Below are 15,078 nucleotides of genomic sequence, written 5' to 3'. Positions count from 1 at the left end.
ATTGCTCTAGATAGCATGCTAATCTACTTAAAAACGTCTAATAAGTTCAGAAAGCAGATCGCAGCTCATTCGTATTGAGCCAGTAAAAAAGGGAAGAGGGAGAGCATCTTGAATCGACAAGATGATAAAAAGGCGATGTTTGATATTATGCCTGCAGACAATGAAGTGAATGCGAAACCATCTTTATCACGTCGGCTAATCAATAAGACATTACAACATGCACAAGATGCAGTTGAATTTGCTAGTGATACCTCGCGAAATATCGCAGTTGTGGCGGATGCGGCATTAGATGCATTGGATCATGTTACACATCATACGAAACGTGGTGTGGAAGGTGTACGCAATACTGTGCGAGACATGGTTTCGGAAACCAGTGAAGCTGCTCGTCAGGTTGCATTGGCCATGGCTAGAGCATCTTTAGGCAAAAGTAGCTTAACGCTTTATTTACCTGAAATGTTGCTCAATAATCAAATTCGTAAACGCATTGACCGTACCGAAATCGACGATATCAAAATCGAATGCGGTAATGATCGTTTTCATATCGAATTGGATGGGCACTATCGTCGTTTTTTGTATCGTCTGTCGCTTGAATTCAATGTTTTAGAGTGTCGGATAGGACAAGAAAAATATTTACGCTTGCGTCAGGTCGATGAGCATCTTGATTTGCAAGTTCGTCATGGTGGAACTTTAACGAATTGGGCAACACGTCGTGTCGGCAACGTGAGTTTTGAGCTGATTAACTCCCTACCGATTCCATTTCTGATTAATCATTTGGTTCGCGATATACCTGGTATTCAAAAAGAGGGACATCGCTTGTGGTATATCGACCTTGAAGAAGCTGGATTTATTGATTTCATTAATAACCGTTCATGGATGGTCGATAAATTATTGAGTTTGACTGACTTTAGTATTTTGCCGGGATTAAACATTTTGCAAGAAAGTCGAGAGTTGGTTCAGCAATTAGTAGATCAATTCGAGATTCGAGGCTTGCGTGTACAATCAGGTCGTTTAGAAGTACAAGTTGGGATTGGAAGCGAATAATAAAAAAGCCACTGTCGATGCAGTGGCTTTTTAGAATTTGGCGTCCCTACGGGGATTCGAACCCCGGTTACCGCCGTGAAAGGGCGATGTCCTAGGCCTCTAGACGATAGGGACTTATATGAGGCATACATCTGAAAACAATAATAAATATTGGCGTCCCTACGGGGATTCGAACCCCGGTTACCGCCGTGAAAGGGCGATGTCCTAGGCCTCTAGACGATAGGGACGTTTCAGAGGTGGGCGTATATTAGGGTGAATTAGGTGGGGTGTCAAACACTTTTCTAAAGAAAAATTAAAAAAAATAAATGAATGTTTAAAAATAAAGCGCATTGTGGAATAAATAATCAAAAATAAGGATTTAAGAGATAAAATGCGATTTAGATGATGATTTTTATACCTAAATAAAAAATGCAGCTTATTTAAGCTGCATTTTTGTTTGTCGTCTTATTTTTGATCACGATAAAAGACGTAGTGACTTAAGTAACATGCCGCAATGAATAATAAACAACCAATAAAGCCCGCCTGCATTTCAGGATCTGCTGCCATACTTAAACCAGTAATGAAACAGAACACAAAACCTAAAATAGGAACGATAGGATAAAGAGGAGCAGCAAATTTTAAATCTTTTGCTGTGTATCCAGCTTTATACCATTGGCGTCTAAAATTAAATTGACTCCAGCAGATACTCATCCACACGATCACCATCGTAAATGCAGCGATTCCAAGTAGATTTTTAAAGATCGTTTCAGGTGCAAAATGTTCAGATAATAATCCTGGTAGAGCACCAAACATCGTCACGATAAGTGCAATAATTGGCGTGCCACTTTTAGACAGTTTAGAAAAAACTCTCGGTAATTGACGTTGATCAGACAAAGACCACATCATACGAGAGGCTGCATACAAACCTGAGTTTGCTGCAGAAAGAAGGGCAGTGATAATGACAAATCGAATAATGTCATCTGCGTAAGGAATGCCAATATAGTTGAATACGGTAACAAAAGGACTGCTACTGACACCTTCACCACCCAATCCTGCAATTTGGAATGGTAATAATGCGCTGATTACAATAATTGTACCAACAAAGAAAATTAGCAGACGCCAAATTGCCGCATTAATAGCTTTAGGTACATTCACCGCAGGATCTTTTGTTTCACCAGCAGCGACACCGATCAGTTCTGTACCTGAAAAGGCAAAATTCACAATTAACATCGTGGTGAAAATTGGTAAAAGACCTTCTGGGAACCAACCGTGAGCAGTTAAGTTGTGAAATAAAGGTGCTGATTCAGAACCTTTAAATGGGATTAAACCAAAAATTGCCAGCAGACCAAGAAGAATAAAGGCAATTACTGTAACAACTTTTACTAAAGCCAGCCAAAATTCTGATTCAGCAAAAATGCGTGTTGAACTCATGTTGAGTCCAAAAATAGTTACGGCAAAGATAATCGTCCATATCCACATAGAAATATGAGGAAACCATTCTTGCATTAGTAGTGCTGCGGCAGTAAATTCTGTGCCTAATGTTGCTGTCCATGTCAGCCAGTAGACCCATGAGATCATATAACCTGTGCCTGGACCAATATATTTTTGAGCGTATGCGCCAAATGATCCTGCGACAGGCATATGTACTGCAAGTTCACCTAAGCACAACATCACCATATAGGCGATCAATCCACCCAAAACGTAGGCGATAATTGCACCTATTGGTCCAGTTTGGGCGATTACTTCACCAGAACCCAAAAACAAGCCCGTACCAATTGCACCGCCAAGAGATAGCATGACTAAATGGCGCGTGCTCATCGAACGTTTTAATGTTTTTGATTCTGAATTCGAATTTGAGTTGGAAGATTGCATACGACAATTTGTCCACGCATAGAGAAGCGGCTATTTTATGGAAAATTATGAAATGTGCAATCTGAATAAGAGAAAGATTGAGAGAAAAATATAATTATTAGATAAAAGAATTTGGCGTCCCTACGGGGATTCGAACCCCGGTTACCGCCGTGAAAGGGCGATGTCCTAGGCCTCTAGACGATAGGGACAGATGAGGCAACACAAAATGTTTGGTGGAGCCAAGCAGGATCGAACTGCTGACCTCTACAATGCCATTGTAGCGCTCTACCAACTGAGCTATGACCCCAGTTTGTGTGAGCGCAATATTAGGTGGATTACGCTCACACGTCAATGATTAAACGGACTTAAGTCTCACTATTTGCATCATTTTTCGGCAATTTTAGTGATTCATTTAACTTTTCCCACACTTTCAGTTCTTTCTTGCTAGGCGCACCTACGATCTCTAGAGCATGGCGTAGTCGAGCAAAAGTTAAATCTGGACCCAAAGTCACCATTGCTTGCATTACAGGCGTAGAACTTGTTGAGCCTGCTATTGCGATAAAGAAAGCAGGCATGAAATCACGTAGTTTGATTTCCATTTGATTTGCCAAATCCATCAAAATTTGACTGACAGTTTCATTGTTCCATGTGAACTGGCTTTCTAAGCGCCAAATCGCAAATTGCAGGCTTTGACGAACTTGTTCTTCTGTCAATTTCTTGCTTTCAAACTGCTCTTTGTTGATTTGAGGCATATGGTTAAAATAGAAACCTGCCCAATTAACAGCTTCAGACAAAAGATTAATACGTGGTTGAATCGCCGCTGCAATATCTTCAAGTGTTTGGCGATCAGACTTCCATGTCAACAAACGATCGAGGAGTTGTCCTGGTGTTAATGATTTGATCCATTGACCATTAAGCCAATTGAGTTTTTCTACATCAAAAATTGGTCCGCCAAGTGAAACACGCTGCACATCAAAGTTTTCAATCATGTCTTGTAGTGTAAAGACTTCGCGTTCGTCAGGCATAGACCAACCCATGCGCCCTAAATAGTTGAGCAACGCCTCTGGCAATACACCAATGTCACGATAGTAGTTGATAGATGTTGGATTTTTACGTTTAGAGAGCTTTGACTTGTCTGGATTACGAAGTAAAGGCATGTGACAAAGCGTTGGCATGTCCCAACCAAAGTATTGGTAAAGCAATTGGTGCTTAGGTGCAGATGGTAGCCATTCCTCACCACGTAAAACGTGAGTGATTTCCATTAAATGGTCATCAACAACATTTGCAAGGTGGTAGGTTGGTAAGCCATCAGTTTTCAATAGCACTTGCATGTCTACTTGTGCCCAAGGAATTTCAACTTCACCACGTAATAGGTCATTGATTTTACAGACACCCTCTTCTGGAACTTTCATGCGAATGACATGAGGTTCACCAGCTGCAAGACGACGTTGTACTTCTTCTTGAGTTAATTTTAAGCCACGTCCATCATATTTAGGTGTTTCACCACGTGCTTGTTGTTCAGCACGCATTTGGTCGAGTTCTTCTGCTGTCGCAAAACAGTAAAAAGCATGACCTTTTTCCACTAATTCAAGTGCGTATTGTTTGTAGATACCCATACGTTCTGATTGGCGATACGGTGCATGTGGTCCACCAACATCAGGACCTTCTGACCAGTTAAGTCCAAGCCAACGTAAAGAATCTAAAATCATTTTTTCAGATTCTGGGGTTGAACGAAGTTGATCCGTATCTTCGATGCGTAAAATAAACTCACCGCCATGCTGTTTCGCAAAGCATAGGTTAAAGAGAGCGATATATGCAGTTCCTACATGAGGGAAACCAGTAGGAGAGGGAGCAATACGAGTACGGACTTTCATAAGTGATCGAATTTAAAATTAGAATTGAAACTATTATAACGAAAAAGCCTAGTCACGGAATGACTAGGCGCATTTAAACATGTTAGGGGTTACATATTTAAAGAATTAAGAATTATGCGGTTGGAAAATGGTTTGGACAAAGCGTGAAAAACGTTCGTGCTGTGTAGCAAAGAAGTTTTGCGTTGGTGTTGTACGAATCGTATTCAACATTTTAAGTTCATCATTGCTCGACGGGATCATCGATGTATTACGTTTTTGCTGATCTAGTGCTTTGACAATTAAAGAAGAAGATTTGTCTACAGTTTTTATGTTGTTGCTTTCTTTGATAGCAGCAGTGTGTCCCATTTGTACTGAACAAGCTAAAAATAGGCTTAAGCATATCATTTTTTTCAATTTTAATGCTCGCATTGCTAACATTCCCTTATTACTTCCGAGTCTACAAGACTAACTAAACAACTATACTATTGCTTTAATGATACGATTCAAACATAAATCTTAATAAAAAAGTAGAACTACGTCACACTTTTCACAAAAAAGATAAGCTTCCAGTAAATTTCTACTCAATATTTATAGCCTTGTGGCTAGTTTGTTTGCAAGTCAAATTTAGCAAGCAAATATGTAGAAAACGTGAAGAACGTTCAATTTTAAATAAGCTAATACGATTCCTCATCTAGATGTATGGATCAAAATGATTTAGATTAAAAACTGAATAATAAAGAAGAAAACATTATAACTGATTGATTGTAAAATATATTTATTAAAATATAGTGCTATAAATAGTAAAAATAAGGTTGTTATAAATATGAAGCGTGTATTCACATCAGTTGCATTTATATTTGGATTATGGGGGAGTGCCCATGCAGCAACTTCTTTCTTGAATGTGTCTTATGATCCAACACGTGAATTTTATCAAGAATATAATCAAGCTTTTGGCAAATACTGGAAAAGTAAAACAGGGCAGGAAGTCGAATTTAAGCAATCACATGGTGGATCGGGCAAGCAAGCACGCTCTGTGATTGATGGCTTACAGGCCGATGTTGTAACTTTGGCATTAGCTAATGATATCGATGAGATTGCGAATGCAGGATTAATTCGTAAAGATTGGCAGAAACAGTTTAAAAATAATTCTGCACCTTATACCTCAACTGTTGTTTTTTTAGTCCGAAAGGGTAATCCCAAAAATATTCGTGATTGGAATGATTTGACCCGAGAAGGAGTCGAAATCATCACTCCAAATCCTAAAACTGGTGGTGCTTCACGTTGGATTTATTTATCTGCTTGGGGATATGCTTTAAAACAGCCAAATGGAAATGATGCCAAAGCTCGTGAGTTGGTAAAAAAACTTTATCAAAATGTCAAAGTTTTAGACTCTGGTGCTCGAGGCTCATTAACAACCTTCGCAGAGCGTGGAATTGGAGATGTATTGTTATCATGGGAAAATGAAGCACTTTTAGCGACACAAGGGTTAGGCAAAGACAAATTCGAAATTGTTTATCCATCTATTTCGATCTTGGCGGAACCTTCAGTTGCGATCGTTGATAAAACGGTGGAAAAGGATGGTAATCGTAATTTGGCGCGTGGATATCTCAATTTCCTTTATTCACCCCTAGGACAAGAGTTAGCTGCAAAACATTATTTCCGCCCGAGAAATCCACAGGTCGCTACGAAATATGCAAAACAGTTTCCAAAGATCAAATTATTTAATATTCAGGATGTGTTTGGAGGTTGGGCAAAGGCGCAAAAAACTCATTTTGTGAATGGGGCGATTTTTGATCAGATTTATGCTGAGAAACCTTAGCTCAATAAAGTTATATCAGCTCTCTAGTTAGTCGTGAAAAGCAAATATGTCGTGTATTTGCTTTTTTATTGGATGAAAAATGACAAGAAAACGGTTTTATCTATGGAAAGTTAAGAATTCTCTACAAAAAGTCGTTTGGTACTAGCATAAAACAAGGTGATAATGTGCAGTTACATTTTTAGCTGTTGATTCATTTCTTATGTCGCATATTTCTGTCTTACTTCATGAAACCGTTGATGGCGTATTGGCAGGTCGCGATACTGGCATTTATGTTGATGCCACGTTCGGTCGAGGTGGTCATACTAAACTTTTGCTTTCTAAATTAGATCAAAATGCACGAGTTTATGCATTTGATAAAGATCCTCAAGCGCTAGAAGTTGCTGCGCAATTAGAACAAGAAGATCCACGTTTTAAAATTATTCATGCCAGTTTTGCTGATCTTCAATCTGAATTAGCGAATATTGGGATTACTGAAGTCGATGGCGTTATGGCAGATCTTGGAGTCTCTTCTCCTCAGTTAGATCAAGCAGAGCGTGGCTTCAGTTTTATGCAAAATGGACCATTGGATATGCGTATGGATAATTCAAAGGGTCCTACAGCAGCCGAGTGGTTACTAGAAATTGAAGAAGAAAAATTAGCGAATATTATTTATCAATATGGTGAAGAGCGTTATAGCCGCCGTATTGCTAAAGCGATTAAACAAGCAGGAGAGCTTACAACTACTGCACAATTAGCCGAATTGGTGAAAACTGCGCATCCTAAATGGGAGAAGCATAAGCATCCTGCAACACGGACTTTTCAGGCAATCCGTATCGCAATTAACAAAGAACTAGAAGATATTGAGATATTTTTGCCGCAAGCTGTAGAATTACTCAAACCTAAAGGACAGTTGGCTGTGATTAGCTTCCATTCTTTAGAAGACCGCTTAATTAAGCAGTTTATCCAAAAAGAATCTACTTTAGCGGAGGATACGGGCTGGGGTATGCCTCAAGCTCAGATTGATACCCGTCGTTTGAAGAAGGTTTCTCGAATTCGTGCGAGTGAAGCAGAAGTAAAAGCAAATCCTCGTTCGCGTAGTGCTTGGTTGCGCGTGGCAGAGCGCTTAGAAAAGAAAGGCTAACAATGAACAACAAAAATGATGACGAAGTTGTATCGAACACCAAAAAAGGTCTAAAAAAAGTTGTTGTTTATGCGGTGTTAGTTGCATCAGTATTTATCAGCGCCATGATGGTGGTATTTCAGGTGTTCGAATATCGACATGATTATCGTGACCTGAGTGCTTATATGCGTGAAAGAGACGATTTAAATGCTGAATGGGGGCGTTTGCTGATCGAGCAACAAACCTTTGGTGCAACTGCACAGATTGGTTCACGTGCAGTAACGCAATTGCGTATGTTTTCACCTCCAGCTGCGCAAACCGTTGTGATTTCTTTACCTATGACTACAAAGCAAGATAAATAAGGCATGCTGTATGGCAGATAAGCGAAGTAAACCAATACGTAAAAAACAGCAGTCTATCTCAGAAAAGCCAACTTTAGCTTTGGATATGTGGCGCTTTTACCTGCTTTGGGGAACGGTGCTACTGTGCTTTGTTGTCTTGGTTGCGCGTGCATTTTATGTGCAGGTCGTTAATAAAGACTTTTTACAAAATAAAGCCAATGCAAATATTTTGCGGACTGAACGCCTAGAGGCAATGCGAGGTGTAATTAGTGATCGTCATGGTGTGCCTTTGGCGATTAGCACACCCATCATGAAAATTGTGATTGATCCACGTGATTATTGGGAGGCGAAGCATCTTTATGATGAAATTACAGCTGAACTCCAAAAAGACCCAACTAATCGTAAACTCAAACGCCAGCTACCTGATAAAAACTTAAATTTAGACGAATTAGCAGACGCTGTTGGTATTGATCGTAAAGATTTAAGAAAGCAGATGAATGATCGACCTCGTTCACGCTATTTAGTTCTACAAAAAGAAATTCCGCCTCAACAAGCTGATTTAATTGTTAAACGTAACTTTCAGGGTGTTTATGCTGAGAAAAGTTATAAGCGTTACTATCCACAACCTCAACCCAATGCGCAAATTATTGGTTTAACCAATAGTGAAGGTAAAGGGATTGAAGGCTTAGAGATGCAATTGAATAAGCAATTATCTGGAATGGACGGTGAGCAGAAAATCATCCGTGATAAAAAAGGTAATCGCTTAAAAGTTTCAGAAGTTATCAAAGAAGTTGAGTCAGGTGAAAATATCACACTAAGCATCGACTCTCGCCTACAGTACATCATGTATCGAGAATTGACTGCAGCAGGTGTTGCCAATAATGCACGTTCTGCGACGGCAATCGCTGTAGATGTAAAAACGGGTGAAATCTTGGCAATGACCAGTTGGCCGTCTTATAACCCGAATGATAAAAATGGTTTAGCCAATAAAGATGCGATGCGTAACCGTGGTGCGATCGATATGTTCGAACCGGGTTCAACGATGAAACCTTTTACGGTTGCCGCAGCATTAGAAAGTGGTAAATACACACCAAATACGATTGTAAATACTGCGCCAGGAACCATGCGTTTAGGTTGGCATACCATTCGTGATACCCATAATTATGGTGCTTTAACACTGACAGGTATTATTGTTAAATCTTCTAACGTTGGTTCCGCAAAATTAGCGCTATCTCTGCCTAAAGACGCTCTACCTTCATTCTTCCGTCGTGTTGGATTTGGTCATCGTTCTGACGTTAAATTCCCTGGTGAGAGTGCTGGTTTACTTTATTCTGGAGATAAATTAAATCCTTCTCAATTAGGAACCATGGCTTATGGTTACGGATTGAATGCGACTATTTTGCAGTTAGCTCAAGGCTATGCAATGTTGGCAAATCATGGGGTTGAAATGCCACTCAGTCTGCGTAAGTTAGATAAAGCACCTGAAGGAAAACAGGTGCTTGATCCTAAAATTGCAGATCAAGTTTTGTTGATGTTAGAGCAGGTGACGATGCCAGGTGGTACTGCATTACAAGCCAACATTCCAGGATATCGTGTTGGTGGTAAAACAGGTACAGCACATAAATTACGTGCAGACCGTAAAGGCTATTCCAATAATGAATATCGTGCCTTGTTTGCAGGTGTTGCACCAGTCAGTGATCCTCGGCTTGCTATGATTATTGTCGTTGAGAATCCACAGGGACGCTATTATGGTGGTCTTGTAGCTGCTCCTGTTTTTGCTCGAATCATGCAAGAGTCATTGCGCTTATTAAATGTTCCTTTAGATAAACCTCTTGATACTCCTCAAAATCCAATCCGTAGGTAGATTATGTCGATTACTTTTCAGCAGATACACCCAGTTAATATCGATGCGGTTTGGGTTTTACAGCCATTCAATGGCTTTTGTTTGGATAGCCGCAAGGTCGCCTCTGGGCAGATCTTTATCGCACTAAATAGCTATAGCCAGCCTGAAAAGACCATTGAGTTTGCCCAAAAAGCTCTAGATTCAGGTGCGTTGGCTGTGATTAGCGAAAGTGCTTTAGGCTTAAAGAATGAGTGGGTGTGTCCCCAAGTACGTTATCTGATGGGTGAATGGCAAAAGCAGTATCTACAAGCGTGTGAGCCTGTACAAGCATTACGGGGCGTTGCTGTAACGGGAACAAATGGCAAAACAACAATTTCACGTTTGGTGGCTGAGTTAATTAGTTCTCAAGGTTTAGGGTGTGCTGTTATGGGGACGACGGGTAATGGGATTTTACCTAATCTCACACCATCAACACATACGACCTTGGATGCCTTACAGTTGCAAACTGCATTACATGATTATGCGCAGCAAGGTGCGAAATTTGTTGCGCTTGAAGCGAGTTCTCATGGTTTAGAGCAAGGTCGTTTAAATGGTTGTGATATCGAAATTGCCGTATACAGTAATTTGAGTCGAGATCATTTGGATTACCATGGCACTTTAGAAGCTTATGCCGAAGCTAAAGCATTGCTATTTAAATTTGCTACTTTAAAAGCGGTCGTGATTAATCTAGATGATCAATATGCTTCTATTATGTTAAAAGCAGCAAAAAACAACCCTTCACAACCTAAAATTCTAACTTATTCTTTAACTCAAACTTCTGCTGATTATCATATTGCTGATTTACAGTATCGTCTGAGTGGGGCAAGTTTCACGCTGATCAGCCCTGTTGGAAGTTATGCGGTAAATAGTCCACTGCTGGGTCAGTTCAATGTTGAAAATCTTTTAGCTAGCTTAATTGCTGCGGAGTATGCAGGTTTTGATCTTGCTGACTTAGTGAAATTTGTACCCGAACTAAAAGGCGCACCTGGTCGTATGCAGGTGATCCAAGACCATGAACGTTTATTTGTGGTGGATTATGCGCATACACCTGATGCTTTGATTCAAGTGTTGACCACTTTGAAACGCCACGTCACAGGTCAACTTTGGGTTGTTTTTGGTTGTGGTGGAGACAGAGATCGAGGAAAGCGCCCACTGATGACACAGGCAGCCCTTGATCATGCCAATCCAGTGGTGCTGACTTCAGATAATCCTCGAACTGAGAATCCAGAACAAATTTTTGCTGATATGAAGCATGGTGTTGATTTTGATGGTCATCAAATAGATGAAATTCATGATCGCCGTGAGGCAATTAAATTTGTGGTCAAGCAAGCACAGGCAGGCGATATTGTTGTGATTGCGGGTAAAGGACATGAAAATTATCAAGAAATCGATGGTGTAAGACATTGGTTTGATGATGTGGTTGAAGTACAGTCAGCAATCGCTGCACAATCACATGTTTTAGATTCAGCTTATCCTGCGCAATAGGGAATATTATGCATACCTCCACAACCAGTACAGTTCCATTAGAGCCTTGGACTCCAGAACAATTACAAGAAGCAACTCAAGGTGAATGGCTTCATGGCAATATTCCTCAAGGTGCAATAAAGCGGATTTTGACGGATTCACGACATGCAGAAGTTGGTGATGTATTTCTTGCGCTGAAAGGTGAGCGTTTTGATGCTCATGATTTTGTGGCTCAGGTTGCGACTCAAGGCTGTCAAATTGCGATTGTAGAACGTCCTATAGATGTTGATATTGCGCAATTGGTTGTTAAAGATACACGTTTAGCCTTGGGTGATCTAGGAGCCTATCGTCGTAAACAGAATGCACATCTGAAAGTGATCGCATTGACTGGAAGTAGTGGTAAGACAACAACTAAGGAAATGCTCGGGAGTATTCTCTCTCGTTTGGCACCGACGTTGATTACACGTGGTAATTTAAATAACGATTTGGGCGTTCCAATGATGTTGCTTGAATTGCGTAAAGAACATCAATACGCGGTTATGGAATTAGGTGCCAGTCACCAAGGTGAGATTGATTATACGTCTAATTTGGTTCAACCTCATGTCGCAGGAATCCTAAATATTGGTACTGCACATTTAGGTGAATTTGGAGGGCGTGAAGGAATCTGTCGTGCTAAATCTGAGATCTATGCGCACATTTTACCTCAAGGAGTAGCGATCGTTCCTGCTGCTGATGATTTTACTGCCAACATTAGAAATAGTGCTCAAGCACACTCAAATTTAAGCTTTGGTCAAGGTGGTGATGTTTACGCGACTGAGATCGAATTAAAGCCTCAATCTGTTCGATTTAATTTACATACCCCACAAGGTCAGCGTGTAGTTAATTTACCTTTTGCTGGTGAGCATAATGTTCAAAATGCAACGGCGGCTACAGCCTTTGCTTTGGCAATTGGTATCGAACTAGATGATATCGTAGAGGGTTTGGAACAGGCTCAGGGTGCGAAAGGGCGTTTGAATTTTATTCAACATCAAAACCATTTGTTCATCGATGACACTTATAATGCGAATCCTACTTCAATGCGTGCTGCTGCCCAAGTGCTTTTGCAACAACAAGGCCTCAAGGTCATGGTCATGGGTGATATCGGTGAGTTAGGTGATAGTAGTTGGCAAGAGCATCATGATTTAGGTCGCGATTTAGCTGCTTTAGCCTTGGATCAAATTGTTGTAGTGGGTGAATATGCAAATGCCGCATTACAAGGTTCATCCCACTCAGAAAAATTACACGCCTTTGCGACACAAGCAGAAGCTTTACCATTTTTAATTCAGTTAATTCAAACACATCAACCCCAGTCAATGAGTTTCCTCTTTAAAGGGTCTCGTTTTACCCACATGGAAACGTTGATGGCTGATTTGATGGAGAAAATCTAAATGTTGTTATGGTTATTTGAGCAACTGGCGGGCTATAACAGCTCATTTCAGGTTGTTCGTTATTTAACATTACGCTCGTTATTGAGCGTGTTAACTGCGCTTATGATTGGTTTGGTTTTAGGACCAATCATGATACGCAAGCTACAAGCTTTGAAATATGGTCAGGCAGTTAGCTCGTTTGCTCCAGAAAACCATGCTAAAAAAATGGGTACGCCAACGATGGGGGGAATCCTGATTCTGCTTTCAATTGGAATTAGTACGCTATTGTGGGCTGATCTTTCAAATCCTTATGTTTGGATTGTCCTAGGTGTCATGGTTGTTTTTGGTGCTGTTGGTTGGGCTGATGACTGGATTAAAATCCGTTATAAAGATAACGCTGGTTTGCCTGCTCGTAAGAAGTTCTTTTGGACTTCGGTAGCATCTTTAGGAGCAGGTGTTGCGTTGTATGTTATTGCAAAGCAACAAGATAGTGTTGTGCATACAGCAAATATGCTGGATTTGCTTATTCCATTCTTTAAGAATCTTTCGATCCCACTTTCAGTTGTTCCTTTTGGATTAGCATTCATCGTATTTACTTATTTGGTCATCAATGGAGCGTCGAATGCCGTCAATCTAACTGATGGTTTAGATGGATTAGCGATTATGCCAGTTGTTATGGTTGCTGCAGGTTTAGGCGTGTTTGCTTATTTGTCAGGTGATATTCGTTTTGCCAATTATTTGCATATTCCGTATGTAAAATATACTTCAGAGCTCGTGGTGATCTGTTCAGCAATGATCGGTGCTGGCTTAGCTTTCCTTTGGTATAATGCACACCCTGCACAAGTCTTTATGGGTGATGTAGGAGCATTAGCACTAGGTGCAATGTTGGGTACAATCGCTGTGATGGTTCGACAAGAAATTGTTTTTGCTATTATGGGTGGTGTTTTCGTAATGGAAGCTGTTTCAGTTTTCTTACAAATCGGATCCTTACGCATGCGGAATAAGCGTGTGTTCTTGATGGCACCTTTACACCATCATTATGAAAAGCAAGGTTGGAAAGAAACGCAAGTTGTTATCCGTTTCTGGATTATTACGATTTTCCTCGTTGTATTAGGGTTGATGACGTTAAAATTACGTTAAGCGAAAATTCACAAAAAAGCTGGTGGATACCGGCTTTTTTTTTGGAGAAAATAAATGAGTTTGCTGATGTGTCCTGTCTGTCGACACTCATTGGATTTGGTTGAAAACTCATGGCAATGTGAAAATGGACATCATTATGATGTTGCTAAGCAAGGCTATGTCAATTTGCATGTGGTACAGCATAAACATAGTAAAAGCCCAGGGGATACAGCAGAATCAGTTTTGGCTAGACGTGAATTCTTGCAAAAAGGTTTTTATGCACCTCTTCAAAACGCTGTTGTTGAGTTGCTACAAACATTGCAGCCCAGTTCTATTTTGGATATTGGGTGTGGTGAAGGCTATTACACAAGTGCAATGCAAGGTTGTGCAAAAGTCTGTATCGGTGTTGATATTGCAAAAACAGCAGTACAACGAGCTGCAAAACTGAATAATAAAGTCACATGGGTTGTTGGCACAGGTGCTACATTGCCAGTGAGGGACTCTGTAATTGATTTTTGTAGCAGTCTTTTTAGTCCCATCCCGCAAAGTGAAATTGGGCGGGTATTAAAACCAGAAGGATATTTGATTGTAGTAACGCCTGCACCGAAGCACTTGTTTGCATTGCGAGAAGCATTATTTGAACAAGTGAATTTGCATGAACCACAAAAATTCGTCGATCAGTTAAATGATGAATTTGATTTAAAGCAAGCACAGGTTATAGAAGCGTCACTGCGATTGGAACAACAAGATTTGAAGAATCTTATTGCGATGACTCCTTATGCTTATAAGGCAAATCCTGAGCGTAGAGCACAATTAGAGCAACAAAATGAATTTGAGGTTACGGCTGCTTTTCAGATTTATTTATTTCAGAAAAGAAAGAAGCCATCAAATTGATGGCTTCGAATGAATTATTGTATTTGATTAATTAGGTTTTCAATTCCATCCCTTTCCTTTTTAGGCGCGGGGTTTTGTGAATCATTATTCATTGGAGGTGGTTGTCTATTTGCTGGAACAATAATTTGTTCTTCACCAGAGGAATTTGTTCCTGGTAAATCAGAAAAATCATTCTCAACAGAGCGTGTTTGTGGTGTCGGTTCTGGGCGATACAATGGTCGAGCCAATGGTGGAGCGGCACGATACTCTTTTTTATCTTCAGTTGATTGGATCTGTAGTTTATCGCGTGAAATTGGATCTTTAACATTTTTATCTAAATGTACCCATGAC

Annotated in this window: 12 protein-coding genes, 4 tRNA genes and 1 pseudogene; 9 read left to right on the top strand and 8 right to left on the bottom strand. The window is 40.2% G+C overall.

Annotation, left to right across the window (positions count from 1 at the left end; translation table 11 throughout):
• Positions 1–108 precede the first annotated feature (108 nt).
• Entirely contained in the window at positions 109–1,041 is a 933-nt protein-coding gene (locus A2003_RS11085) for a hypothetical protein (RefSeq protein WP_502685961.1), read from the top strand.
• 38 nt (positions 1,042–1,079) lie between these two features.
• On the opposite strand, the gene A2003_RS11080 is transcribed toward A2003_RS11085, so the two are convergent.
• The 7 genes from A2003_RS11080 to A2003_RS11050 form a co-directional block, all read right to left on the bottom strand.
• Positions 1,080–1,155: transfer RNA gene (locus A2003_RS11080), tRNA-Glu, on the bottom strand.
• Positions 1,156–1,192: 37 nt separating this feature from the next.
• Positions 1,193–1,268, bottom strand: a tRNA-Glu gene (locus A2003_RS11075).
• A 217-nt stretch (positions 1,269–1,485) separates the two neighbouring features.
• Positions 1,486–2,892 (bottom strand): amino acid permease, encoded by a 1,407-nt coding sequence (locus A2003_RS11070; protein WP_004909664.1) that lies wholly within the window; start codon positions 2,890–2,892, stop codon positions 1,486–1,488.
• 112 nt (positions 2,893–3,004) lie between these two features.
• Positions 3,005–3,080, bottom strand: a tRNA-Glu gene (locus A2003_RS11065).
• A gap of 22 nt (positions 3,081–3,102) precedes the next feature.
• A tRNA-Ala gene (locus A2003_RS11060) sits at positions 3,103–3,178 on the bottom strand.
• A 58-nt stretch (positions 3,179–3,236) separates the two neighbouring features.
• Positions 3,237–4,745, bottom strand: coding sequence for a glutamate--tRNA ligase (gene gltX, locus A2003_RS11055; RefSeq protein WP_087539649.1), 1,509 nt, complete (start codon positions 4,743–4,745; stop codon positions 3,237–3,239).
• 105 nt (positions 4,746–4,850) lie between these two features.
• Positions 4,851–5,090, bottom strand: coding sequence for a DUF4179 domain-containing protein (locus A2003_RS11050; protein ID WP_436668766.1), 240 nt, complete (start codon positions 5,088–5,090; stop codon positions 4,851–4,853).
• 457 nt (positions 5,091–5,547) lie between these two features.
• Between A2003_RS11050 and A2003_RS11045 the strand changes: the two genes are divergently transcribed.
• The 8 genes from A2003_RS11045 (at position 5,548) to A2003_RS11010 (ending at position 14,748) form a co-directional block, all read left to right on the top strand.
• Positions 5,548–6,543 carry a sulfate ABC transporter substrate-binding protein gene (locus A2003_RS11045; protein ID WP_286687365.1) on the top strand — a complete coding sequence of 332 codons (996 nt, stop codon included), beginning with the start codon at positions 5,548–5,550 and terminating at the stop codon, positions 6,541–6,543.
• Between the two features lie 199 nt (positions 6,544–6,742).
• On the top strand, positions 6,743–7,663 hold the full coding sequence (gene rsmH / locus A2003_RS11040) for a 16S rRNA (cytosine(1402)-N(4))-methyltransferase RsmH (protein WP_039046934.1): 921 nt from the start codon (positions 6,743–6,745) through the stop codon (positions 7,661–7,663).
• Positions 7,664–7,665: 2 nt separating this feature from the next.
• On the top strand, positions 7,666–8,004 hold the full coding sequence (ftsL, locus tag A2003_RS11035; RefSeq protein WP_004951532.1) for a cell division protein FtsL: 339 nt from the start codon (positions 7,666–7,668) through the stop codon (positions 8,002–8,004).
• Between the two features lie 10 nt (positions 8,005–8,014).
• Positions 8,015–9,847: a penicillin-binding protein PBP3 gene (gene ftsI / locus A2003_RS11030; RefSeq protein ID WP_004964619.1), complete on the top strand. Its 1,833-nt coding sequence runs from the start codon at positions 8,015–8,017 to the stop codon at positions 9,845–9,847.
• A gap of 3 nt (positions 9,848–9,850) precedes the next feature.
• Entirely contained in the window at positions 9,851–11,350 is a 1,500-nt protein-coding gene (locus tag A2003_RS11025) for a UDP-N-acetylmuramoyl-L-alanyl-D-glutamate--2,6-diaminopimelate ligase (protein ID WP_286687364.1), read from the top strand.
• Positions 11,351–11,358: 8 nt separating this feature from the next.
• Positions 11,359–12,756 carry a UDP-N-acetylmuramoyl-tripeptide--D-alanyl-D-alanine ligase gene (locus tag A2003_RS11020; RefSeq protein WP_262579052.1) on the top strand — a complete coding sequence of 466 codons (1,398 nt, stop codon included), beginning with the start codon at positions 11,359–11,361 and terminating at the stop codon, positions 12,754–12,756.
• Positions 12,757–13,875 carry a phospho-N-acetylmuramoyl-pentapeptide-transferase gene (gene mraY / locus A2003_RS11015; RefSeq protein WP_004909640.1) on the top strand — a complete coding sequence of 373 codons (1,119 nt, stop codon included), beginning with the start codon at positions 12,757–12,759 and terminating at the stop codon, positions 13,873–13,875. It abuts the gene before it with no gap.
• Positions 13,876–13,929: 54 nt separating this feature from the next.
• Positions 13,930–14,748, top strand: a complete 819-nt coding sequence (locus A2003_RS11010) for a putative RNA methyltransferase (protein ID WP_286687363.1) — start codon at positions 13,930–13,932, stop codon at positions 14,746–14,748.
• A gap of 14 nt (positions 14,749–14,762) precedes the next feature.
• On the opposite strand, the pseudogene A2003_RS11005 reads toward A2003_RS11010, so the two are convergent.
• Positions 14,763–15,078 (bottom strand): annotated as a pseudogene (locus tag A2003_RS11005) (penicillin-binding protein); the annotation flags it as partial.

This window comes from Acinetobacter sp. GWC1_38_13 (assembly GCF_001767535.1).
Classification (GTDB): Bacteria; Pseudomonadota; Gammaproteobacteria; order Pseudomonadales; family Moraxellaceae; genus Acinetobacter; species Acinetobacter junii.
The sequence above is the reverse complement of the archived record's forward strand: the minus strand, read 5'-3'. Positions and strand labels throughout refer to the sequence as shown.

Excerpts from the sequence above, each read along its gene's own strand:
- A2003_RS11070 (WP_004909664.1), bottom strand. The coding sequence starts at position 2,892 with ATGCAATCTTCCAACTCAAATTCGAATTCAGAATCAAAAACATTAAAA.
- gltX (WP_087539649.1), bottom strand. The coding sequence starts at position 4,745 with ATGAAAGTCCGTACTCGTATTGCTCCCTCTCCTACTGGTTTCCCTCAT.
- A2003_RS11050 (WP_436668766.1), bottom strand. The coding sequence starts at position 5,090 with ATGGGACACACTGCTGCTATCAAAGAAAGCAACAACATAAAAACTGTA.
- A2003_RS11045 (WP_286687365.1), top strand. The coding sequence starts at position 5,548 with ATGAAGCGTGTATTCACATCAGTTGCATTTATATTTGGATTATGGGGG.
- rsmH (WP_039046934.1), top strand. The coding sequence starts at position 6,743 with ATGTCGCATATTTCTGTCTTACTTCATGAAACCGTTGATGGCGTATTG.
- ftsL (WP_004951532.1), top strand. The coding sequence starts at position 7,666 with ATGAACAACAAAAATGATGACGAAGTTGTATCGAACACCAAAAAAGGT.
- ftsI (WP_004964619.1), top strand. The coding sequence starts at position 8,015 with ATGGCAGATAAGCGAAGTAAACCAATACGTAAAAAACAGCAGTCTATC.
- A2003_RS11025 (WP_286687364.1), top strand. The coding sequence starts at position 9,851 with ATGTCGATTACTTTTCAGCAGATACACCCAGTTAATATCGATGCGGTT.
- A2003_RS11020 (WP_262579052.1), top strand. The coding sequence starts at position 11,359 with ATGCATACCTCCACAACCAGTACAGTTCCATTAGAGCCTTGGACTCCA.
- mraY (WP_004909640.1), top strand. The coding sequence starts at position 12,757 with ATGTTGTTATGGTTATTTGAGCAACTGGCGGGCTATAACAGCTCATTT.
- A2003_RS11010 (WP_286687363.1), top strand. The coding sequence starts at position 13,930 with ATGAGTTTGCTGATGTGTCCTGTCTGTCGACACTCATTGGATTTGGTT.